Annotated in this window: 18 protein-coding genes and 1 pseudogene; 16 read left to right on the forward strand and 3 right to left on the reverse strand. The window is 34.3% G+C overall.

Annotation, left to right across the window (positions count from 1 at the left end; translation table 11 throughout):
* Positions 1–36: 36 nt before the first annotated feature.
* The 4 genes from PYW36_RS01165 (at position 37) to PYW36_RS01180 (ending at position 6711) form a co-directional block, all read left to right on the forward strand.
* On the forward strand, positions 37–657 hold the full coding sequence (locus PYW36_RS01165; protein WP_103158747.1) for a DedA family protein: 621 nt from the start codon (positions 37–39) through the stop codon (positions 655–657).
* A gap of 251 nt (positions 658–908) precedes the next feature.
* Positions 909–2348, forward strand: coding sequence for an alkaline phosphatase (locus PYW36_RS01170; RefSeq protein ID WP_103158746.1), 1440 nt, complete (start codon positions 909–911; stop codon positions 2346–2348).
* Between the two features lie 263 nt (positions 2349–2611).
* On the forward strand, positions 2612–4039 hold the full coding sequence (locus PYW36_RS01175) for an alkaline phosphatase (protein WP_103159624.1): 1428 nt from the start codon (positions 2612–2614) through the stop codon (positions 4037–4039).
* Positions 4040–4155: 116 nt separating this feature from the next.
* Positions 4156–6711 (forward strand): AAA family ATPase, encoded by a 2556-nt coding sequence (locus PYW36_RS01180; RefSeq protein WP_103159625.1) that lies wholly within the window; start codon positions 4156–4158, stop codon positions 6709–6711.
* Positions 6712–6857: 146 nt separating this feature from the next.
* Here PYW36_RS01180 and budA read toward each other — a convergent pair whose 3' ends face one another.
* Positions 6858–7565 (reverse strand): acetolactate decarboxylase, encoded by a 708-nt coding sequence (gene budA, locus PYW36_RS01185; RefSeq protein WP_103159626.1) that lies wholly within the window; start codon positions 7563–7565, stop codon positions 6858–6860.
* A gap of 213 nt (positions 7566–7778) precedes the next feature.
* On the opposite strand from budA, the gene PYW36_RS01190 reads away from it, so the two are divergent.
* From PYW36_RS01190 to PYW36_RS01220, 7 genes and pseudogenes are all read left to right on the forward strand, one after another.
* Positions 7779–9668, forward strand: coding sequence for an Eco57I restriction-modification methylase domain-containing protein (locus PYW36_RS01190; RefSeq protein ID WP_115346983.1), 1890 nt, complete (start codon positions 7779–7781; stop codon positions 9666–9668).
* 5 nt (positions 9669–9673) lie between these two features.
* Positions 9674–10789, forward strand: a complete 1116-nt coding sequence (locus tag PYW36_RS01195) for a DNA cytosine methyltransferase (protein WP_103159612.1) — start codon at positions 9674–9676, stop codon at positions 10787–10789.
* 11 nt (positions 10790–10800) lie between these two features.
* On the forward strand, positions 10801–11646 hold the full coding sequence (locus PYW36_RS01200) for a hypothetical protein (protein WP_115346984.1): 846 nt from the start codon (positions 10801–10803) through the stop codon (positions 11644–11646).
* Between the two features lie 2 nt (positions 11647–11648).
* A complete protein-coding gene (locus PYW36_RS01205) occupies positions 11649–12890 on the forward strand; it encodes an McrB family protein (protein WP_103159697.1) in 1242 nt (413 codons plus the stop codon).
* Between the two features lie 2 nt (positions 12891–12892).
* Positions 12893–14137, forward strand: a complete 1245-nt coding sequence (locus tag PYW36_RS01210; RefSeq protein WP_115346985.1) for an LlaJI family restriction endonuclease — start codon at positions 12893–12895, stop codon at positions 14135–14137.
* 95 nt (positions 14138–14232) lie between these two features.
* Positions 14233–14920 (forward strand): annotated as a pseudogene (locus tag PYW36_RS01215) (flavin reductase family protein).
* Positions 14921–15051: 131 nt separating this feature from the next.
* A complete protein-coding gene (locus PYW36_RS01220; protein WP_107368069.1) occupies positions 15052–15528 on the forward strand; it encodes a GNAT family N-acetyltransferase in 477 nt (158 codons plus the stop codon).
* A 343-nt stretch (positions 15529–15871) separates the two neighbouring features.
* Here the strand turns inward: PYW36_RS01220 and PYW36_RS01225 are convergent, their stop codons facing one another.
* Positions 15872–16018, reverse strand: coding sequence for a hypothetical protein (locus tag PYW36_RS01225; protein ID WP_157946134.1), 147 nt, complete (start codon positions 16016–16018; stop codon positions 15872–15874).
* Between the two features lie 766 nt (positions 16019–16784).
* On the opposite strand from PYW36_RS01225, the gene PYW36_RS01230 reads away from it, so the two are divergent.
* Entirely contained in the window at positions 16785–18401 is a 1617-nt protein-coding gene (locus tag PYW36_RS01230; protein ID WP_037577153.1) for a BCCT family transporter, read from the forward strand.
* Positions 18402–18625: 224 nt separating this feature from the next.
* Here PYW36_RS01230 and cudC read toward each other — a convergent pair whose 3' ends face one another.
* The gene (gene cudC, locus PYW36_RS01235) at positions 18626–19186 is read right to left on the reverse strand and encodes a choline uptake/conversion transcriptional regulator CudC (protein ID WP_103159083.1); all 561 of its coding nucleotides are present in this window, start codon (positions 19184–19186) and stop codon (positions 18626–18628) included.
* A 210-nt stretch (positions 19187–19396) separates the two neighbouring features.
* On the opposite strand from cudC, the gene betB reads away from it, so the two are divergent.
* From betB to PYW36_RS01255, 4 genes are all read left to right on the forward strand, one after another.
* Positions 19397–20896 carry a betaine-aldehyde dehydrogenase gene (gene betB / locus PYW36_RS01240; RefSeq protein WP_103159082.1) on the forward strand — a complete coding sequence of 500 codons (1500 nt, stop codon included), beginning with the start codon at positions 19397–19399 and terminating at the stop codon, positions 20894–20896.
* Between the two features lie 21 nt (positions 20897–20917).
* A complete protein-coding gene (gene betA / locus PYW36_RS01245; protein ID WP_103159081.1) occupies positions 20918–22612 on the forward strand; it encodes a choline dehydrogenase in 1695 nt (564 codons plus the stop codon).
* 330 nt (positions 22613–22942) lie between these two features.
* Positions 22943–23590 carry a hypothetical protein gene (locus PYW36_RS01250; RefSeq protein ID WP_103159080.1) on the forward strand — a complete coding sequence of 216 codons (648 nt, stop codon included), beginning with the start codon at positions 22943–22945 and terminating at the stop codon, positions 23588–23590.
* 24 nt (positions 23591–23614) lie between these two features.
* Positions 23615–24064: a DUF1801 domain-containing protein gene (locus PYW36_RS01255; protein WP_103159079.1), complete on the forward strand. Its 450-nt coding sequence runs from the start codon at positions 23615–23617 to the stop codon at positions 24062–24064.
* Positions 24065–24224 lie beyond the last annotated feature (160 nt).

Raw genomic sequence — 24224 nt, forward strand, 5'->3', positions numbered from 1 at the left:
AATGAACTATATTCTAATAATAAATAGGTGAAGCTAATGGAACAATGGATTACTGATGTGTTGAGCCAATATGGCTATTTCGGGATTTTCTTATTAATATTTGTCGAATATATTTTGCACCCTTTCCCTTCTGAAATTGTGCTGACATTTGCCGGGTACATGACGACGAAAACGTCCATGAGCTTTTGGGTCGTTTGTTTAATCGCAGTCGTCGCTGCAACGGCTGGCTCTGTCGTTTTGTATTATATCGGACTATTAATTGGCGAAGAACGTTTGTATCGTTGGATTGATAAATATGGTAAATATGTACGCATTAAACGCAAAGATTTAGATAAAACGTCCGCATGGTTTGAAAAATATGGTCACTGGGCGATTATGTTAGCGCGACTCGTGCCGATATTGAGAACGCTGATTTCAATTCCTGCTGGACTGACACGGATGAATATTTTTCATTTCATGTTATTTACAGCCATCGGGACAGCGGTATGGAATATCTTTTTAATTACACTTGGGATGACGCTAGGGGATCATATCCAACAAATCATCCAATATATTGGTATTTATTCAAAAATCTTCATTGTCATCATCGCTATTGCTTTACTTTATCTCGTTTACAGATGGTGGCGTCGTGGTAAAAAAGCAAAATCAAATGAATAACAACCTTGTTTCATGTGAAACATATTTGAACCCGATAGTCTAAGTGCTGTCGGGTTTTTTAGTAGGATTTTAGGAATAATTTTGGTGTAGAAAATGGAATACACGTGAAAGAGGAGATAAGCTAAAAATATTTTTGAGTAAAAGTAATGATTCTGATTCGCTTTACTGAAAGTTAACGTCAATCTAACGTCATATTCAAAAAGAGATAGTACAATTTATTTGTAAATAATAATGTTAGGGGTTATTGACTTATGAAAATGACGGGTAAATGGACGAAAGTGACGTTAGCGAGTACATTAGTAGCTTCTGCACTTTTCGGCGCTGGACAAACGACGTATGCGAAAGATCAAAATAAAGAACATCATCAAAAAGAGGACAAAGTGGCGATGTACGGAAATACGAAAAATCCTAAAAATGTCATCTTTTTAGTCGGTGACGGGATGGGACCTGCTTATACATCAGCTTATCGCTATTTTAAAGATAATCCAAATACGAAAGAAATGGAAAAAACAGCATTTGATCAATATCTCGTGGGGACACAACGTACAAATCCTGATGATCCGAAAGAAAATATTACAGACTCAGCGGCTGCAGCAACAGCGTTCAGCTCAGGCCATAAAACCTATAATGGTGCCATTGGTGTGACACCAGACAAACAACCCGTTGAAACGGTGTTAGAGCGTGCGAAATCACAAGGGAAATCTACAGGTCTCGTATCAACAGCTGAAATCACAGATGCGACACCTGCTGCGTATGCATCACATATTGACAGCCGTGATAAAAAAGATGAAATCGCAAAACAATTTTATAACGACCGCATTAAAGGCAAACATAAAGTTGACGTCTTATTAGGAGGCGGCGCTAAATATTTCGGTAAAGAAAACGGCAACATCGATAAAAAATTCAAAAAAGATGGCTATGACGTCGTTAAAAATAAACAACAACTTGCGAATGCTAAAAGCGATCAAGTTTTAGGTTTATTTGCGGATAAAAATATGCCACTTCAAATCGATGCACCTAAACAAAATCCACTTTTATCCGATATGCAAGGGGCAGCATTGGATAAACTTTCAAAAAACAAAAAAGGCTTTTTCTTAATGGTGGAAGGCGCATCTATCGATAAACAAGGACATGCGAATGACATTACGGGTGTTATGTCTGAAATGTCCGGATTTGAAACGGCATTTGACAATGCGATGAAATATGCAAAGCAACACAAAGATACGTTAGTGGTCGCAACAGCTGACCATTCAACAGGTGGATTAACGATTGGTAAAGGCAAAGATTACAAATGGGATCCTAAAGTAGTTCAAAGTATGAAACACTCTGGTAAATGGATGGCAGATGAAATCGCAAGTGGCAAAGATGTCACAAAAACAATTCAATCGGGCTATGGTTTTGACTTATCCAAAGCACAAATGGATGCGATTCAAAAAGAAGCAGACGCGATCAAAGGGTTAGATGAAAACAAAGATAAATCAAAATACGAAGCACAACTTCAAAAACTTCAAGATGCGATTCAAAAGCCAATTAATGATCAATCACACACTGGTTGGACAACATACGGTCATACAGGAGAAGATGTGAATACTTACGCTTATGGCCCAGGTTCAGAATATTGGAGAGGCAATATTGATAATACAGAAAATGCGACAAATATTTTTGATTTTTTCGCTAAAGATGTAAAGTAGAAAATACTTTTAATACAAAGTAAATGATTAATTGCAAGATGAAGCGCTCATGCTCTCAATGGAGAGTTTGCGCGCTTTTTCAATTTATATGAAAGTAACTGCGTTTATTATTATGGCATAATAAATAATAAAATAATAAAACAAATATTACAAAAAGAACGCTCTACGTTTACTATTTATTAACATAAAACTAACTTTAAATTTAAATTCACCCTCTACAATGTGCCTGTATTCAAATTTTAAGAAATGAGGGTCTATACATAATGAAATTGACGAATCGATTTTCAAAAGTGACACTAGCGAGCACACTTATCGCATCATCTCTATTTGTGACGCCTGGAGTGAATGCAGAAGAACAGAAATCGACAACAGGAGAGAAAAAAGAAGCAGCTGTTTACGGAAATACGAAAAACCCGAAAAATATTATTTTTATGGTGGGAGATGGGTTAGGTCCAAGTTATAATTCAGCTTATCGTCATTTTGCGGATAACCCGAATACAAAAGAAGTGGAGCGTACGGTATTTGATGAACATCTCGTTGGGGCACACCAAACACATCCTGAAGACCCCAAAGAAAATATTACGGATTCCGCTGCAGGGGGCACAGCTTTCAGTACAGGTTTGAAAACCTATAACGGTGCCATTGGCGTAGATAATGATAAAAAAGATTTGGAGACTGTGCTCGAACGTGCTAAATCACAAGGGAAATCCACAGGTCTTGTATCTACAGCAGAAATTACAGATGCGACACCAGCCGCATTTGCAGCCAACGTCGACAGTCGTGATAAAAAGAATGAAATCGCAAAACAATACTATGAGCAACGCATTAACGGTCAACATAAAGTTGACGTTCTTTTAGGGGGCGGCGCGAAATACTTTGGTAAAGAGAATGACAATTTAGATCAAAAATTTAAAAAATCAGGCTATGACGTCGTGACGGATAAAGCACAATTAACAGCTTCTAAAAAAGACAAAGTGCTCGGTCTTTTTGCGGATAAAAACATGCCCCTCCAAATCGATGCCCCTGATAAAAATCCATTACTCGTAGATATGCAACAAGCGGCCCTAGACAAACTGTCTAAAAATGACAAAGGGTTTTTCCTTATGGTCGAAGGCGCTTCTATCGATAAGCAAGGACATGCGAATGATGTGACAGGTGTTATGTCAGAAATGGCGAGCTACGAAAAAGCATTTGAACAAGCCATTGCTTATGCCAATAATCATCCAGACACCCTCGTTGTTTCAACAGCTGATCATTCGACAGGTGGTTTATCGATGGGGAAAGATGGCGAGTACAACTGGAAACCAGAACCTATTCGTCAAATGAAACATTCAGGACGTTGGATGGTTGAACAAATTGAAGCAGGTCAAAGTGTAGAAGACACCATCAATGCAGGATATGGATTTGAAATCACGAAGAAAGAAATGCAACAAATTCAAAAAGAAGCGAAAAAATTAAAACGTCTGAACAAAGATAAAGACAAAGACCTCTATGAAACACAACTCCAAGCCTTGCACACGGCGATTCAAAAACCTGTTGATGATAAATCGTTAACAGGATGGACATCTACAGGACATACCGGCGAAGATGTCGACATTTATGCCCATGGTCCAGGCGCTGAACATTTCCGAGGAAATATTGATAATACAGATAACGCGAAGAAAATGTTTGACATGTTAGGTGGAAAATAGAAAATAAGAGGAAGCAATGTCGTTTAGAATGAACAAGCGACATTGCTTTTATTATATATGTACCTTTTATAAAGGGAGGTATATAATAAAGTAAAATAAAGAGAGGGGATTAATGCGTGCTTTTAAATGATATATTAGATTGGGTTGAGGAATTATCTTATTGGCAAAAAGTAATAGCGGAAAAAATTTTAAAAAATGAAATATTTACTTATGAAGACGTAGAAAAAGTCTTTGAAATAGTCATGGTTGAAAATAAACTAAGTGATAAAAATATAATTGAAGAAGAATTAAAGTTTAAAAATATCCAAGAGGTCAACGAGGGAATAAAAAATAATTCAATTAAATGGAAAGGGCTCGAAAATGTTGTTGGAGTAAATGCTATTCATGAAAATGCTAAGTTAGGAATCGGTCCACAACTAACTATTATATACGGAGAAAACGGGAGTGGAAAAACAGGTTATACTCGCTTACTAAATAATATATTTATTTCAAAGGGAGATAAGAAGATACTGCAAAATATTTTTGACGATAAATATAGTGAACCAAGCGCAGTTACATTATTTGAATATGAAAACGAAGAGATTGAATCAATTAACTATCCTGACGTAAAAAAGCATCCCTTCTATAAAAAAGTAGCAGTATTTGACTCTCACAGTGCTACTGAGGGGTTAACTAATGAATCAGAATTATCTTTTACACCGTTCGAATTTGACTTCTTTGATAAATTTCTTGAAGCTATCGAGTTGGTAAAAAAGAGATTTGATGAAGAAGTAAAAAAACATCAATTAAATGATTCCTTTAAAAAGCAATTTATGAAAGAAACATCAGTAAAAAAATTAATAGAAAACATAGATTCTTACAGTAATCTTGAACATTTTAAGGAATCGATATTAATCACTGATAATGATAAAGAAAGAAGGGAGAAAAATTACAGAAAATTATTAAATCTTAAAGCGCAAGATCCCTCTGAGCAAATAAAAACATACAAAGACCTAATAAAGCAATTTAGAGAGATAAAAAAATATCTCTCCAGTATTAATGGTATGTTTAATAAAACCACATTTGCTTGTTTAGAGAATTTAGTGAATAACACAGAATCATTAAGAAGATTATCTTCCGAAGAAGGGGTGGAGAGGTTTAAAGACTACAATATAAAAAATATTGGATCTCAGGAATGGGAAAATTTTCTTGAAGCAGCTTTTAACTACTATAATACAATAGAACATGAGGTAGAAAATTGTTTACTTTGTAGACAAAATATTCAACATACAAATATATTGAATGAATATTGGGAATACTTAAAAAGCGGATACAGGTCTTTGGTTAATTTAGAAGAACAAAAAATAAAAGAGAAAATCGATTTATACTCTAATATAGATGGTGTGTTAATAAGGGAAGATACAGTTTTGTACAATTGGATTAGTAAAAATGATTTGAATTTCTTAGAGTATATTAAAGAGTTTTCCGAATCATTAATAGATTTAAAAGAAAAAATTATAGAATCCCTGAAGAAAGGTACATGGAATATCTATGAAGGTAATGAACTTAATTTTGATTGTAAGTTAATTGATAATCAAATAGAGAAATTGAATAACTATATTGATAGTTTGAATGAATTTGATATAAAAAAAGAGATACGTGCTTTAGAGAAAGAAGAAGACGAATTTAGTGACAAATCATTAGCAAATAACTTGATTTCTGAAATAGAGGAATACTATTTAACTCAAAACTGGTTAGAGAAAGCAAAAAAAGTCAAGATTAACACTACTAAAATAACTCGTAAGCAAAATGAATTGTTTAGTAAATATGTGACTCAGAAATATATAGATATTTTTGAAGAAGAGTGCATAAAGTTGAATGCCAATTTTTCTACCGAAATAAGTCAGAGAGGTAAAAAAGGAACCACTTTTAAGAAACTTCTAATTAAAGGTGAAAAGCCTGTCAATATATTAAGTGAAGGAGAACAAAGAGCAATATCGTTGGCCAATTTTTTAGCTGAAAGTTCATTAAGTGAAGATAATATTTGTATAATTCTTGATGATCCAGTTTCTTCTTTAGATAATAAAAGAAAAGAAACTATTGCCAATCGTCTTATTAATGAATGCTTTACTAGGCAAGTAGTAATATTTACTCACGATTTACTTTTTCTGAAAATAATGGTTGATAAAGCAAACCTTAATAATATAAATTGTGAGCAAGTGACACTAAGGAGAATTAAAAATAAAACTGGAATTTCTACAGATGACCACGGTTGGATAACCTTAAGTGTAAAAAAAAGAATATCTAAATTAAAAGATGATTATCAAAAATTACAAACTACATATAAAAATCTCTCTGATGATAGACCAGAAGATTTAATAAATTACGAAAATCAAATAAAGCTTTGGTTTGAAAAAATACGAGAAACATGGGAAAAAAGTGTTGAAGATGTATTATTTAATGGTGCAGTGAGAAGGTTTGATTATGCTATACAAACTCAAAGGCTAGATAAAGCAGCTGTTAACCAAGAATATGTTTTAGAAATTACAAAAAGAATGACAGAGTCATCTAAGTGGGTTCATGATAAAGCTGAAATTATAGGAGAAGAAATTCCAGAACCAGAAGTTCTAAAAGAACAGCTCGATAAATTAGATGCATTTTATAAAAAATTAGTGAATAACCAAAAAAAATAACAAAAAAAATTAATTTTTTGTTTTGTATTTAGAGTTACGATTACACAAAAGAAGTTGAGCGATATAAAACAGCTCAACTTCTTTTTGTTTTAACATGAATAATTCATTTAGTTGAAATACACTTTTAAATATTGAAAGGTGAATTGTTATTCAGTTTCTTCGATGTCTTCACGAATATGATCGAAATTGATTCTTTTGTTTAAGAAACTGTCTGTTGATGGAAGCATTTGATGAAAGGCCTGACAGTTTTGGATTTCGACTTGGATACGTCCCGTTTCAAAATGAAGGACATGTGCTAAAAACGAACGGTCTTCAGATAAAAAGTGGGGATGAAAGCCTGCAGAACCAACGCCATGATAAAATTCTGGCGTGTAAAAAGCGATAATCGTCCCCTCAATATCATGACAAGTATATTCAGGTTGTTGACGCGCAGATTCAATTAATTTTCGGTAGGGTGGATCTTGTTTAGGCATGACTCGGCCATGCATGTTTTTAAAATGTCCTGAAATTTTAACGACAGAAAATAAATTTTCACTCATCATTGCTTGACGTACTTTTTGATAAAGGGTCTCTTCTGTTTCATTTTCACATTCAAAAGACGTGTCCGCTTGAAATTGGATGACATTCGCATAAGGTGTGAGTTCATCCCCCGTTAACGCTTTAACAGTCTCATCCTCAGCACTGATATGATAGGCAACGCCGTCTTGAATCATTATCTCTCCGTCGCCCCCTTCAAGTGTACCTATCCCATAATCTCCATATTTCAAAATATCTTTAATCGGTGCGGTCCCTTCAAGCGCACCCGCCATTAACACTCCTAATGTCCCATGTTGATACAAAGTATGAATTGTCATTTGTGCCACTTCCTTTTATCTTTGACAGTTTATTATATAATATGATTTTAATGAAATATAACATTAATTTCTTTTTTTTGAATATCTGGAAGGGATACTCATGTCTTTAAAATTATAGCAAATAGAACATCTAATTTTAAAAAAAGTATGATTATGATAGCTAGGCTTTAGATGATATAATCAATAAGAGTCTTAAAGTAAGGAATGGAATGAATGAACAGTAAACAGACTATTAATAAATTTTTAAAGGATTATAAAAAAATTCACTCAAGCTTTATGAATGATTATTTGATTGATAACATGAAAGCAGTTCAAATAATAAATGCAGGTATTTTAAATGAATTTATAGATGGAACTTTTGAAGACATTTTAATTAAGAAGAGATGTAAAGAAATATTTCAAGTAGATGAATTGGAGTGTTTCGATAATAATGTGAATGAAATATTAGTTAATTTCACATCAAAATATTCTTGGTCATTGCTAGATAGTAGTTCTGAACATATTACACCAGATATCATAGGAAAAGTATTTGAGAAATATATAAACCAACGTGAGAATGGAGCATATTATACTGATGATGAAACTATAAAGTACATAGTTAAAAGAAGTTTATACGGTAATATATTCACATATTTTGGGGAGGTATTTGAATTAAAAAATATTGATGAAAGTTTTGAAAATTTCATTTCAAATATGAAATATGAAAATCTAGAAAGATTGTTATCTTATTTAAATAATATTAAGATATATGAAAACTCAGTAGGTACAGGAGCTTTTTTAGTTAACTTGATTGATATTTTAATGGATGCATATATCTTAATTTATAACCAAATGTTAATGAGTTTTCCTATAGAAGAAACACTAAAAAATATAGTAAATAAAAATATATTTGCAAATGATATTATGCCAGAAGCAGTTGAGATTTGCAAAACGCGAGTAATGCTAAAAATAATACAAATAATAATTAAAAATAATTTAAAACTAGATATATACGAAAATATTGATATGAATATTAAATGCTTTAACTCTTTATCTGACTCCCCTTTTGAAAAGTTTGAATTACTTAATAAAGAGGATAAATTTGATTTAATAATAGGTAATCCACCTTATGTAGAAAAAAGAAAAATTAAAAGTTATTCTTTACCGGTTTTAAAAACTGTAAAAGCTGGAAATTTATATGCATATTTTATTGAAAGAGCATCAAATTTATTAAGTCAAAGGGGTACTATTGGATATATAGTACCTATATCAATAGTTTCAACACCTAGAATGAATTCTTTGAGAAACTACATCTTTACTAACTTTAATAATATTTGGATTGCCAACTTTGCTGATCGTCCTTCTTCCTTATTTAATGGAGTCCATCAAAAAGTAAGTATTATATTTCTATTTAGAGATATTAACGAAACTAGACAAATTGTCAACACTACAAGCTACATGCATTGGTATAGTAGTGAAAGGTTACAATTGCTAGAAAACTTGGGTTTTACAAATAATAATAATTTAAATGCAGGTTATATACCGAAGTTAGGAACTAAATTAGATAATAAAATTTACAAAAAACTTATATCAGGTAATAAGAAATTAGAAGAATTTCTTGAAAATGATACTAGGATAAATTTGTATTTAAATATGAGAGTAACATTTTGGGTGAAGTGTTTTTATGAAGAACAACAATCTGCAGAGTACAAAAAGCTGTGTTTTGAAAATGAGGATTATAGAGACTTGTTTTATTTAATCTTAAATTCTGACATATACTTTTATTTTTGGGAAATTATTTCAGACGGATGGCATATTACTAACAAAGAGCTTAATGATTTGATGGTTAACGAATTAGCCGTACAAAAACTAAACTTAAAATATTTAAAAAAATTAGCCAGTGACTTGAGAGACGATTTAGATGCAAATAAAGAATATATAGGTTCAAAACAAATTGATTTTATTTACAAAACCAAAAAATCCAAGTTGATAATAAATGAAATAAACAGATTTTTAGCTCCTATTTTTAATTTAAAAAATAATGATATAGAAAGAATAGAAAATTATAATATTAAATACAGACTTAATGATGAATATGAAAACTATAAAAGAAAGGTTTTTTAAACAAGATGAAAGTTATCGATTTATTTTCAGGTGTAGGTGGTTTTAGTCAAGGATTTATTAATGAGGGTTATGAAATAATGTTAGCGAATGAAATCGATTCGAGTATTGCATATTCATATAAGATGAATCACCCCCAAACACTTATGATAAATAAGGATATAAAAGAGTTTACAGTTAACACTGAGAAATATATAAGAGGTGAACTGGAAAAGCAGAGCATTGAATATTGTTATGAGGATTTTAATAATATTGATTTAATTATTGGTGGGCCTCCCTGCCAAGGGTTTAGTATGGCGGGAGCAAGAATACGAAAAAAAAATGAATTTATAGATGATCCCAGAAATTATTTGTTTAAGTATTACTATCAAACATTATTGAAGTTTACACCTCAAGCTTTTGTTTTTGAAAATGTTCCAGGCCTTTTATCGATTGAAAATGGAAATCTATTAGATGAAATAGTAAGTATATTTAAAGATATTGGCTATAAAGTCAGTGTCAATTTAATTGATAGTTCAAATTATGGGGTTCCTCAAAAAAGAAAAAGAGTTTTTATAGTAGGACATTATAAAAAATATATAGACCTAAAAAAGGAACTTGATTCAAATACATCCTCAAATAAAATTGTCACCCTAAAAGAAGCAATTGAAGATTTAAACTTTTTGGATAGTGGTGAAGGAAAAATGAAATTACATTATACTATAAATCCAAAATCTGATTTTCAAAAATGTAGAAGAGCAAACAGTGAAATATTATTTAATCATGTAGCTCCTCGACATAATGAAATAGCTATTACTAGAATAAAAAAAGTATTACCTGGTATGAACCTTAGAGATATGAATGAAGAAAATATAAAGTCGGTGCATAGTGGGGCTTATGGTAGATTAGAGTGGGAAAAACCATCGCCTACTATAACAACAAGGTTTGATACTCCTTCAGCGGGTAGAGTAATTCATCCAGAAAGACATAGGGCATTGACAGCTAGGGAAGCTGCTAGAATACAGACTTTTGATGATAAATTCATTTTTTACGGTAATAAAACCTCCATTGGTAAACAAATTGGTAATGCTGTACCTCCAATCTTAGCACAACAGATTGCAAGGGTAATTAAGAATAATTTTTAGGATGTGGGTTCATGTATACTAAAAATACTTTGGATGATATTAAAATTGAGGAAAATTATAAAGACAATTATTGGTATATAACTAAGCATGATATGAATATTGAAAACATATGCTATGCATTAAAGATTTTAATGGAATGGAAAAAAAGCGGTAAATTTACTGAAATGAAATACGAAGATTATTTAAAAATGGTGAATGAAAAAGCTAATAAAAAGTTTAATAACTTTAGAGTAGTTTCTAACGCAGATTATCTTGGATTGGCAACTACCAGCGCTCCTAAGAAAAATTATAAAAATAAGGAGGCTACAAAAATATTTTATGAAATTTATGATAAATGTGAAGGTGAGTTTGGAAATACGGAAAAATATTACTCTTTATTTGAAAGACAAGTAGAAAAAATGTACCTCACTCATATCATGGACGAAAAAATTGAGAGACAGAGATTTACTATTCATCCACTCTTTGTTCTCTATAGAATCTTACTAATAATAAAAAAATTTACGGGAGAGGCTAAAATAACTACTCAAGAGTATAAAAGTTTTGTATGTTTTATAGAAAAATATGAAGACTCCTATACCTGTGCTTTCAATATATTAAAGAGCAGGATTGCTTATGAAATAGATGTGAAAGAAGTTGCTAAAAAAATAGACAATAGCAGAATACATCTAATGTTCGGTCAACTAGATACGTTAAACTTAACTAAGAAAGACATAAGTATCAAAGAAACACATATAGATTATGTTTTAGAAAAAGTTAAAAATTATGAAAAGTATGTTTTAAGTAAAGTTAACAAGAAAAATATGCAGGCAGCATTAATAGAAGACAAAGACATTTTCAATTTTTATAAGGGGATATAAATATGGAAAAATCTAATTTTGAAAAGTGGCTCAAGGCTCAAAATAATGAAGAATTTCATTTAATTGTCCAAAAAATCTTACATTTAAATAGATTATACAATGACAAGTATAAGAAAAATGTAGATTTCTTTTTAAATCCTGAAACATTTTTGATTACCTTCAAGAATTTTGAATTAATTAATATGATATCAAATGAAATAAACTATGATTTAAGCACAGAAGAAAAATTTAATGAATCAAAAGCTGCTTTAAAAATGGATTTTGAGACTTTGGTAGCAGCACAAATGTATATGAATTTTCTTTTTGAAAGTGACTTAATTGGAAGTTCAGATGAGTTAAGTAAGAACTCACTTAAAGAATATGAAAATATAGACAACCGCGTGACTGGAGGAATTAATAAAATATATTATGGAGCTCCTGGCACAGGAAAATCTTATTTAGTTGATAATTCTTATTCAAATTATGATAGAGTCACATTTCATCCAGAGTATACATATCAAGATTTTGTTGGAAGTATAAGACCTCTACAAACTGATGACGGCTCAATAAAATATGAGTTTGTACCTGGCACTTTCACCGAATTATTAATAAAGGCAATAATTAACCCTCAAAAAAAATTCGGATTAATTATTGAAGAAATCAATAGAGCTAATACCGCAGCAGTTTTTGGGGACTTATTTCAATTACTAGACCGAGATAGTGATGGTAATAGTAATTACAAAATAAAAAACAAAGAAATAAGTGAGTATTTTAAAAAAGTAACTGGTATGAATATAGCAAATATTTTTATTCCTTCTAATTTTGATATTATTGCTACCATGAACAGTTCGGATCAAGGAGTATTTGTAATGGATAGCGCATTTAAAAGAAGATGGGAATTTGAGTATATACCTATTGATTATGATGTGTTAACTTTAAAAAATGTTAAAATAGCAGGTCTAGATTTAGGGTGGATATCATTCATTAAAGCATTAAACGAATTTCTAGCAATAAACGGTGTTGAAGAAGATAAACTGATTGGTCCGTGGTTTATGTCAATCAATAATCTAAACGATAAGAATCAAGTTGCATCTAAACTGTTAATATATCTTTGGGATGATGTATTAAGGTACGAAAGATCTCTATTATTTGCAGAAACTAGTTTTTTTTCTCAAGTGATTTATTTATATAAGAATCAAGGCTTAAACTGTTTTAACAAAGAGTTTCAAAATTTCATCAATGAATATTATCCTGAGGATGTTTAGTTATGCAGTTTAAATATTTTATTGAGGGAGAAACATACGAAAACTTTGATATAGGTAATAATGAAATTGAAAAAAATTTTTTTGGTAGAACAGCAAATGGGAAAGTTATTTTAAAGTTTAGTGGAATCACTTATTCACAGGGACTAACATATATATTTTTTCCCAAAGGTTTCAAATTAAAAAATCACAACAGTGAAGATGAGATAATTTCAAATGCAGCACTACTTTTGAAAACTATAAAAAAATATAAAAACAATATAAATAATTCAGAATTTTATGATGAATGGCTTTCGGATAATGAGAATTTTAACATTATTAAAACAGCTGAATGGTTAATACATGATTTTAAACGAAATGGATTTTTTATCGAAGATAGTAACAAGAGAGAGATAAATGGAAAAGGTAAAATATTGTGGGGGCAAACTATAAAAAAGAAAATTCCATTTGTAAAAAATTCCTCTATTATATACAATGAATTAATTACAGAGAAAAATAATATTAATTTTAATGGTGTCATATCTAAAATTCATAAATCCGTTATGATAGATTGTATAAAAAAGTTCGGGTGGTTATTTGACATAAATATTCCACGGCAAAATATAAATTTATTTTTAAATAGAAATCAGTGTATGGGTATTTTAAAAAGCAAATTACTTGATACGTTTAAAGACCGAGAGAAACGACTTTTAATTAATATTATTAAGTATTTAGAACTTATAGATAATGAAAATGCAATCAGAGGTTATGTGACTCCATATTTTTACTGGATATGGGAAGAAATGTTAAAAAATATATTTAATCACGATGTGAAACTAGAAAAGTATGTTCCTCATCCTTTTTGGGAGATAAACAATAACAAGTATTATACAAAGCAAATACCAGATATATTAACGCGTTATTATGATGATGTAATTATTTTAGATGCGAAATATTATAAAGTTAATTTTAAAAGTAGCAATTACTTGCCAGGTTGGGAAAGTATTGTGAAACAGTTATACTATAAAGATACTTTTGCAAATAACTTAAATGTAATAGGAAATTTTTTTGTGTTACCGTATAGTGATTATGAAAGGAAATATAATTTCATAGGCAAAGTTTCAGTAGATGGTTTGGAAAATAGATACGGATATATATACACTTATACTTATGATGTTGCCACAGCTATGGAATACTATTTGGAACAAAAAAAAGATCAGCAAACAATAGAAGATTTTTTAAATGAATCTAGAAAATCAACTAATCTATAGCTTATGGTAATAAATGAATAGTATTTTAGTATTAGACCTTCGTTTTATGATTTCCTACACTAAAGTTAGAGATAAATAAAAGGGGTGTTGTTGAAATGCATTATTCACCAAAACAAGGCGTGAGAAGTCATGGTTTACCACACGATCCGTTTAAGAGTAGTACGGTGCCAAGACCGATAGGATGGATTTCTACCCAATCAAAGGATGGCGTGGATAATTTGGCGCCATATAGTCAATATCAAAACTTAACATGGGGGGATCCCCTATGGTGATGTTTGCGGCGAATCAATCCGTGTTAGCCGATCATGAACGCAAAGATACGGTAAAGAATTCGGAAGAAACAGGATGGTTTGTTTGGAACATGGCGACGTATGACTTAAGAGAAGCGGTCAATTTATCTTTGAAAGCCTTACCCCCTCAAGAAGATGAATTTGAATTCGCAGGGGTCACAAAGGAAGCGTGTATTGAAGTACCCGGTTATCGTGTTAAAGAGTCGCCGGTGCACTTTGAGTGTGAATACGTACAACGATTCGTATTCCTACAGGGGACCCCGTTTCTACCGTAGACATTGTGATTGGACGCGTGGCTCAAGTGCATATTGATGATAACGTCATTTTAAATAATGGAAAATTAGACATCAAATCCATACGACCTATCGCACGTTTAGGGCATTATGATTACACGGTCGTCGATGAAATATTTGAAATGAAATCTCCAAAAGCCTCAAAAGAAGAATTAGCCGGTTTAGAAGGCCGTAATTTTGATAACCAAACAGATAAATAGGATGAATACGGAGAGTTTAACTTTATAAGCATTTAGTCATACTCTAAAGTGGGCAGGCATATTGAGGGTCTGTACACTCTATTTTTGATTTATAATCATAAATAAAGAAGATGTGAGAGGGGCAATCGATGGTGATTCGACGTAAAAAAGCAGCAGATATTCCAGAAATTGCGAAAGTACATTATTTATCCTATATCGATACATACAAAGGGCTTGTACCAGATGCACATTTAGAAACACAACATGAAGCAGATTATATTGAGAAACATCAACAGTTTAATGCGGATTGTTGGGTCGCTGAACAAGATCATCGGATTGTCGGCGTGGTCATGTACGGCCCAACACATGATGATGATTTACAAGGGGCATATGAAATTTATATGATTTACTTATTACCAGAAGTACAGCGACAAGGCATAGGGTCCGCGCTACTTCAAAAGGCAGAAGCGGAGATTGCTAAAAAAGCCCAACAAGTGGCATTGTGGGTGGTGGATTCTAATTTTGATACGATTCATTTTTATGAACAACACGGATATCAATTTGACGGAGAAGAAGTAGAGGACGAAGGCTTTCGTGAACAACGCATGGTGAAATGTTTAAAGAACTAGCAAAATTTAATTACTTTTCATTGACGAAGTGAGATATGAATAAAATATTTTTACCGTATGAATGGGGGGCAGTGGTGATAGGAAGTATAGCGCTTATCGTGACCTTCCTTAATCTTTTACACCTTATCCATTTGACCCAGTTTGTGAGGATAATACTCCAATCTATTATTTTTTTATCTTTAGGCATTATGACGTTGAGAGAACGTAAAGTTTTAGGGATTTTCGCGATGCTTTGTGGCCTTTTCGTTTTTATCCTTGCGTGGACGAATTAATAGAATTTAACATTTCACCGACCTTTAAAAAGAAGGTCGGTTTTTAACTTTGAGAGGTCATAAAGCATCTATTAAGTTTTATGGTAGTGTCGATAGATGACAATGTTTACGCCTATCGCAAAGAGAACAATCACAGCAATTGTAATGCCTCGTGCAATCCAAGTATCTACTGAAAGCAACTGTAAAATATAAAAAGTAACACGACTTAAAATGAACATACAAACCACAACACTCATTATTTTGAAAAATGTCTTTATGAGAATCACCTTCTTTTCTTTTTGCCTTTGGAAAAATGATAATAGTGTATGTTAAATATCTTTTTCTTTATGATACCGAATATAAAGGAAAATGTAGTTCAGGACAGCGATAAAAAAAGGAAAAGATAACAAGAATCCTTTACCGATGCCTAAATTTGATAAAAATGAAAATAGCGCAAGCATACATAGATAGTTAAGAATCAAGAAAATTAAAACAGGTACACTGAAAAGTTGGTCTCTTCGCATGAAAATCACCTTCTTTCCTAAATAGAAAAGTAAACTAAGATTAAGCCAAATGTTCAAGGGGAGGGCATTTGGTTTTTTAATTGTTATTTTTAAAGGATTATGTTCAATATAGCATAAATTTTAACCTTTTTGGATGGGCATTAGGATATAAAAAGTACGCAAAATAAAAAGAAAAACAGTCCGTTTTGAAATAAATAAATATTCGTAATTTAAGTATAATTATACCTCATTTAATTTGTTAAGTAAATTCTTAACGTTCTTTATGTAGTTAATTAAAGCGTTTTGACAATATTCACATAACAAAAAAGTTATATATATTCATTAAGTTGTCACAACTTTACTGTATGGAATTTGCATTAAAATGAAATATTAGATAACCTATTGCATGTATTAATACGAATCACATCAGAAGATTTTCAGCAAGATGAGCATATGCATTGAATACATAAAGGGGGAGCTTCTATTGCTTCAAAATCGAAAAATGATAGATTGGGTCGTTTTTATCGGGACAGCATTAGCGTTATTGTTGACGGTCATCCCTATGATGGTGTTTCCTGATCAAAGTCGTGCTGTCGTGATGGCGATGAATGAGTTCGTAACGTCGAAACTAGGCGCAATTTATTTAGTCTTGGGCTTAACGATTTTCGGATTCGTGCTTTATATTGCGTTTGGTAAATATGGATCAGTCACGCTTGGACGCGCAAGTGATAAGCCAGAGTTTAGTGACTTTGCGTGGGCGTCTATGCTTTTTTGTGCGGGGATTGGTTCTGATATTTTGTATTGGGGTGTTATCGAGTGGGCGTACTACTATCAAGGTCCACCATTTGATGCGAAACCGATGAGTGAACAGGCATTAGGGTATGCGACGATGTATGGCATGTTCCATTGGGGGCCGATTGCATGGTCGATTTACGTGTTACCTGCCTTACCGATTGGTTATCTCGTCTTCGTGAAAAAACAACCGATATACAAAATCAGTCAGGCGTGTCGTCCCATTTTAAAAGGGCAAACCGACAAATTTTTAGGTAAATTGGTCGACATTTTGTTCATTTTTGGTTTAATGGGCGGAACGGCGACGTCTTTCGCACTGGGTGTGCCGATGATTACAGCCGGTTTAGAAAAACTAATTGGCATCGATGGTAACAGCATGGTCGTCAAAAGTATCGTGCTCTTGTGTATCACGGCTGTCTTTGCCTACAGTTCTTACCAAGGTTTGAAAAAAGGGATTCAACTGTTAAGTGACTTAAATGTTTGGTTGTCTCTCGTATTACTGGCGTTTGTCTTTATTGTAGGTCCGACGATTTTCATTATGGAGTCCACAGTGACTGGTTTTGGAAATATGTTGAAAAACTTTTTCCAAATGGCCACATGGCTCGAACCATTCGGAGGGATTGGTGGTCGTAAAGAAACCAATTTCCCACAAACATGGACGATTTTCTATTGGGCATGGTGGATTGTGTATGCGCCATTTATTGGATTATTCATTGCGCGTATTTCAAAAGGGCGTACATTAAAAGAAGTCATTTTAGGCACTATTGCCTATGGTACATTTGGTTGTGTATTATTCTTCGGTATTTTTGGAAACTATGCGGCATATTTACAAATCTCAGGAAAATTTGATGTAGTGAAATTTTTAAATGCGCATGGGACTGAAGCAACCATTATTGAAGTCATTAGCCAATTGCCGTTCTCGACGGTTGTTGTCGTATTATTTATTATTTCTGCCTTTTTATTCTTAGTAACAACATTTGACTCAGCGTCATATATTGTTGCGGCTGCAACGCAAATGAAATTAAAAGGCGAACCGTTCAAATGGAACCGTTTATTCTGGGCGTTTGCGCTTTGCTTACTTCCATTTTCACTTATGCTTGTGGGAGGAGAAAAAGCACTGGAAATCCTACAAACGGCCTCGATTGTCGCCGGTGTTCCTTTAATCGTCATATTCTCCATTATTATGATCTCTTTCATAATGATTTTGTCGAATGACAGAATTGCGCTACAGTCACGCGCGGAACGCTTTAAGAAAATTGAACGTCGTTCGTTACGCATCGTTCAAGTCTCAGAAAAGAAAGAAGACGACGAGGACGATAACTTATAACTTAATAAAAAAGAGGTGGGTTAAGGACCCGTCTCAAATGAGAAAGCCATCAAAATCTGCCTTTTAGTTCAGTTTTGATGGCTATTTTCATACCCCTTAAACCAAAAAAAGACAAACCTGCTTAAAAAAGTGAGGTTTGTCTAAAGTCTGAAGAGCGGGTGGTTGCCACGTGATGATTTGAAAAACATCAAAATGCACAGTGGCTATTGCGAAGTGCCCGTTTATTATTTTTCTGTTTCCTCAGGATCTGGAATAGGGTAATGTTCAAAAATTTCTCCTGTTTGTATCGCCTGACTGATATTTTCTAGCCAGTGATAATATACACGTGAATGTGCCAAATGTGCTTTGATTTCTTCAGCTTCTTCACGGGTCGCTTCATCAACATCGTCCGCTGCCAAAATGGAATTAATGATGGCTTCAGCTTCTTTCACAGCCGCAAAGTTCACGGTGTATTCACGTTGCCATTTTTTTGTAAAAAAGTTACTGAAGAAGTCGAAAAAGTCTTTTTCGGCTTCAAAGTGTTGTTTACGGCTTCCACGTGTAAAACGTTGTTTAACGACATCGAGCTCTTGTAGTTTTTTAACGCCAGCGCTCATGCTTGGTTTACTCATTTGGAGTTCTTGGCGCATTTCATCTAACGTCATGCTGTCTTTAAAGAGCATAATGCCGTATAAATTTCCGACACTGCGATTAATACCGTACAAATCCATTGTCTCGGCTATGGAATTGATGACGATATCTTTGGCTGTTTCTAATTGTGATTCATAAGATTTAGGTTGTTTCACGACAGCACACCTCCAATTTGCAAATTTTATTTTATCACGTTTTATGAGCATTATAACCATAAAGTTCAATAAATTAGAAACATTTATTATTTTTTTAACGAAAGCAACAGAGGTGAGTCGGAACGTTGACAAGGATTGAGGAGTTTGTTAAAGTTTAATTTGTGAAATTCGTTAAATAAAAACTTAACAAACTTAACGGAGGGTCGTTTGATGGAGATTGTAAAACAATTATCACGCCGTCAATTTATCGATGGTGAGTGGGTTGAGAGCAGTAATAAAGCTACACGTGAAATTATTAATCCTTATAATCAAGAAGTCATTCTCGAAGTGGCTGAAGGGACAACGGAAGATGTTGAACGTGCAATTTTAGCAGCACGTCGCGCATTCGATGAAGGGGTTTATGCGGACGAAACAGGTGACGTGAAAGGCCAAAAGGTACGTGCTATTGCAGATAAAATCAAAGAACACCGCGAAGAACTCGCGCAACTTGAAACGTTAGATACAGGGAAAACGTTAGAAGAATCTCGTGCAGATATGGACGATATTCATAACGTATTTTTATATTTTGCAGGGTTAGCTGATAAAGTGGGCGGAGAAATTGTGAATTCTCCAATCCCAAATACAGACAGCAAGATTGTGAAAGAACCCGTTGGCGTCGTGACACAAATCACGCCTTGGAATTATCCATTACTTCAAGCGTCATGGAAAATTGCGCCAGCACTCGCAACAGGATGTTCTATCGTTATGAAACCAAGTGAAATCACGCCATTAACAACCATTCGCGTGTTTGAATTTATGGAAGAAGTCGGTTTCCCTAAAGGAGTTGTGAATCTTGTCTTAGGTGCAGGTTCTGACATTGGGGACATCATGTCAACACATAAAGATATCGATCTCGTCTCATTTACAGGCGGTATTCAAACAGGGAAACGCATTATGAAACAAGCGGCAGACCATGTGACAAACATTGCACTCGAGCTTGGTGGTAAAAATCCTAATGTGATTTTCGATGACGCGGACTTTGATTTAGCAGTAGACCAAGCACTCAATGGAGGGTTATTCCATGCAGGTCAGGTGTGTTCTGCAGGTTCACGTATCATCGTGCATAATTCAATCAAAGATGATTTTGAAAAAGCATTAATCGACCGTATTAAAAACATTAAAATGGGCAACGGTTTTGATGAAACGACAGAACTTGGACCCCTAATTTCTGCGGCACATCGCGAGAAAGTTGAAGGCTATATGGAAGTTGCGAAAAAAGAAGGCGCGACGATTGCGATTGGCGGTAAACGTCCTGAACGTGAAGATTTACAAGACGGTTTCTTCTTTGAGCCGACGGTCATCACAGATTGTGATACGTCAATGCGTATTGTTCAAGAGGAAGTCTTCGGTCCGGTCGTAACGATTGAAGGATTCGACACAGAAGAAGAAGCGATTCGTCTCGCAAATGATTCTATTTATGGTTTAGCAGGCGGTGTCTTCACGAAAGATATCGGCAAAGCAAACCGTGTGGCGAAAAAGATGCGCATGGGTACTGTGTGGATTAACGATTTCCATCCTTACTTTGCACAAGCGCCATGGGGTGGCTACAAGCAGTCAGGTATTGGACGTGAGCTAGGTCATGAAGGCTTAGAAGAATATTTAGAAACAAAACACATTTTATTAAATACACAACCAGAACCTATCGAGTGGTTTGGTAAAAATAACGATTAATTCAGAGGAGGACATACGTTTATGAGCAAAGCATACGACAAAATGTATGATTACATCATTATCGGAGGCGGAAGTGCAGGTTCCGTTTTAGCGGCACGTTTAAGTGAAGATAAAGACAAAAAAGTTCTCGTATTAGAGGCAGGACGCAGTGACTATCCTTGGGACTTACTCATCCAAATGCCTGCTGCGTTAATGTATCCATCTGGGAACCGTTTGTACGATTGGAAATATGAAACAGCTGAAGAACCTCATATGGGTGGCCGTAAAGTCTTCCATACACGCGGAAAAGTGCTTGGAGGTTCAAGTTCCATCAACGGTATGATTTATCAACGTGGGAACCCATTAGATTACGAAAAATGGGGCAAACCTGAAGGCATGGACACATGGGATTATGCGCATTGTCTTCCTTATTTCAAACGTTTAGAAACAGCATTTGGTGCGGATAAAGATGATCCAATTCGTGGTTTAAATGGACCGGTTAAATTACGTCGTGGCCCAGCGGATAATCCATTGTTTGAATCTTTCTTTAATGCCGCAGTAGATGCAGGTTATCATAAAACAAAAGACGTCAACGGCTACCGTCAAGAAGGTTTCGGACCGTTTGACAGTCAAATTCATAACGGACGTCGTGTGTCAGCGTCACGTGCTTACTTACGTCCTGCGATGAAACGTCCAAATTTAACCGTGAAAACACGTGCGTTTGTTGAAAAGCTTCATTTCGATGGCAACCGTGTCACAGGCGTGACTTTTAAACGTAACGGAAAACTTCATAAAGCACTTGCGCAAGAAGTCATTCTTTCAGGAGGCGCGATTAATACGCCGCAATTACTACAATTATCAGGTATTGGTGATGAGGAACATCTACGTTCTGTAGGCGTAGAGCCCCGTCTTCACTTGCCAGGTGTGGGTGAAAACTTTGAAGACCATTTAGAAGTTTACGTTCAACATAAATGTAAAGAGCCAGTATCAATGCAACCAAGTTTAAATAAATTCAAAATGCCATTTATCGGCTTAGAATGGTTAACACGCCGCACAGGTGCTGCCGCAAGTAACCACTTTGAAGGGGGCGGTTTCGTACGCTCTAACGACAAAGTAGAATATCCAAACTTGATGTTCCATTTCTTACCATTAGCGGTACGTTATGATGGACAAAAAGCACCGACGGCACATGGTTACCAAGTACACGTTGGACCGATGTATTCAAACTCTCGTGGCTATTTAAAAATTAAATCGACAAACCCATATGAAAAACCAGAATTTGTCTTTAACTACTTGTCGACACCAGAAGATAGACAAGAGTGGGTGGAAGCAATTCGCGTCGCACGTAATATCTTAAACCAACCGTCAATGGATAAATATAACGGTGGCGAAATTTCTCCAGGACCTTCTGTACAAACAGATGAAGAAATTTTAGATTGGGTGCGTCGTGATGCAGAAACAGCGTTACACCCGTCATGTAGTGCTAAAATGGGACCAGCCTCAGATCCAATGGCTGTTGTTGACCCATTAACAATGAAAGTTCACGGCATGGAAAACTTACGTGTCGTCGATGCATCTGTTATGCCAACGACAACAAACGGAAATATCCATGCACCTGTCTTAATGCTTGCGGAAAAAGCAGCTGACATTATTAAAGGCGTGAAACCATTAGCACCTGAACATGTGGATTACTATGTCCATGGTAAATCAGATCCAAAAGCAGGCGCAATTGAATAAAATAAGTGGAAAAGACTGAGGCAATTAATGTCTCAGTCTTTTTGGTATGTAGAAGACTAAATATGTATAGACATTTGCACAAAGTTTTAGTGAAGTATTGAAGTAAAGGAAATGTGGAAGAACGTGATATTGCCCATTATTGACGTAAAAGCATTAGGCGCTCATTTCTTAGCGTATAACTCTGTTTTGAATACCCCATTTACTTTTTGGAATATTTATAAACTTTACATCAAGTTTACGCTAAACTCATGTTAAAGGGTTACAGTAATCTTGAAGACTATTTTAAATGAATAGTAACGGAGAACCCGATACATAGAGAGGAGGGGGACAGTGGTGCAATGTATGCATTGTCATAGACCGTTAGACGATGCGGATACCTATTGTCGTTTTTGTGGTGCCCAACAAAAGATGTCTCGCCGTCAAAAACAGCCACAAAGCGCACATAGGAATGTATTCAAACGAATCGCTTTTTGGATGGGCATAGGCATTAGTATTGCAGCGAGTGCTATTCTTTTAGTTATGATGGCACGATGGATGTTCATATCTCCAACACATGCGGATGAAAATAAGACACAAATTCATCAAGTGAATACAAAAATTGATGTATTATCTCAAAACTTTAGTCAAGGTTTTATGAAACGTTCACAAACAGGGGCTTATGATGGGCTTCATGTCGGCATGTCTCGTCAAAGCGCTGAAAAAATGCTCGGTCGTCCAACGACACACACTGAAGTAAGCGGAGAAGATGTGACCGTTTACGGTAATGTGGGGATTCATTACGAGGATGATGCGATTTCGGATTTATTTATTATCCCACATCATGTGTCCAAAGAAGCATTTTTACGTGTGCATGGGGCACCAACGATTCAAAATGGCAATCATTGGTATTACGATTATTATGCGAATAATGAACATACGATTAATGTCACGATTGAAGGTCAACACATCAAAGCGATAGAAAATATTCCACAAATATAATGAACTGAGAACGTAGGTGAAACCATGCAACAAGAGATTGAACACTATATTCAACAAATCGATGAAGGACGACGTGCGGCATTTTTAAAATTGTATCAAACGATTGAGACACACTTGCCAAAAGGGTTTGAAGCGTGTATACAATATGGAATGCCGACATTTGTCGTGCCGTTATCACGTTATCCTAAAGGGTATTTGAAAAAAGGTGAAGCGCTCTCGTTTATTTCCATTGCCGTACAAAAGAATTATATTGCGTTGTATCATATGGGGCTTTATGACGACGACACATTGTTAAAATGGTTTCAAGCACGGTATGCGCAAAAAGTGCCAACGAAGCTCAATATGGGAAAAAGTTGCGTCCGGTTTACGAATACAAAACATATCCCGTATGCATTAATTGGTGAATTATGTACGCGCATTACGGTGGACGATTGGATAGCGTATTATGAGTCACGTGATCAACACTTATGCTAATTGCGGTAAGCATGAGGGTTTGTAGCGTTACTTTAAAGACTGAAATGCATATTTGAATGTATAATAATAGGACTTTTAGCAAGAAATTAAGGCGAAAGCAGGTGATGCTTCGCTTTTTTTTATGTCATAAAGTATTGACTTCTTTGATAGTTTAGGTATA

The sequence above is a fragment of the Staphylococcus chromogenes genome (assembly GCF_029024625.1).
GTDB lineage: Bacteria > Bacillota > Bacilli > Staphylococcales > Staphylococcaceae > Staphylococcus > Staphylococcus chromogenes.

What these genes read in the sequence shown, in the direction of transcription:
- PYW36_RS01205 (WP_103159697.1), top strand. Translation starts at nt 11,649, where the DNA reads ATGGAAAAATCTAATTTTGAAAAGTGGCTCAAGGCTCAAAATAATGAA.
- PYW36_RS01175 (WP_103159624.1), top strand. Translation starts at nt 2,612, where the DNA reads ATGAAATTGACGAATCGATTTTCAAAAGTGACACTAGCGAGCACACTT.
- budA (WP_103159626.1), bottom strand. Translation starts at nt 7,565, where the DNA reads ATGACAATTCATACTTTGTATCAACATGGGACATTAGGAGTGTTAATG.
- PYW36_RS01230 (WP_037577153.1), top strand. Translation starts at nt 16,785, where the DNA reads ATGATAGATTGGGTCGTTTTTATCGGGACAGCATTAGCGTTATTGTTG.
- PYW36_RS01195 (WP_103159612.1), top strand. Translation starts at nt 9,674, where the DNA reads ATGAAAGTTATCGATTTATTTTCAGGTGTAGGTGGTTTTAGTCAAGGA.
- betA (WP_103159081.1), top strand. Translation starts at nt 20,918, where the DNA reads ATGAGCAAAGCATACGACAAAATGTATGATTACATCATTATCGGAGGC.
- PYW36_RS01225 (WP_157946134.1), bottom strand. Translation starts at nt 16,018, where the DNA reads ATGTTCATTTTAAGTCGTGTTACTTTTTATATTTTACAGTTGCTTTCA.
- PYW36_RS01255 (WP_103159079.1), top strand. Translation starts at nt 23,615, where the DNA reads ATGCAACAAGAGATTGAACACTATATTCAACAAATCGATGAAGGACGA.
- PYW36_RS01190 (WP_115346983.1), top strand. Translation starts at nt 7,779, where the DNA reads ATGAACAGTAAACAGACTATTAATAAATTTTTAAAGGATTATAAAAAA.
- PYW36_RS01165 (WP_103158747.1), top strand. Translation starts at nt 37, where the DNA reads ATGGAACAATGGATTACTGATGTGTTGAGCCAATATGGCTATTTCGGG.
- PYW36_RS01210 (WP_115346985.1), top strand. Translation starts at nt 12,893, where the DNA reads ATGCAGTTTAAATATTTTATTGAGGGAGAAACATACGAAAACTTTGAT.
- betB (WP_103159082.1), top strand. Translation starts at nt 19,397, where the DNA reads ATGGAGATTGTAAAACAATTATCACGCCGTCAATTTATCGATGGTGAG.
- PYW36_RS01200 (WP_115346984.1), top strand. Translation starts at nt 10,801, where the DNA reads ATGTATACTAAAAATACTTTGGATGATATTAAAATTGAGGAAAATTAT.
- PYW36_RS01170 (WP_103158746.1), top strand. Translation starts at nt 909, where the DNA reads ATGAAAATGACGGGTAAATGGACGAAAGTGACGTTAGCGAGTACATTA.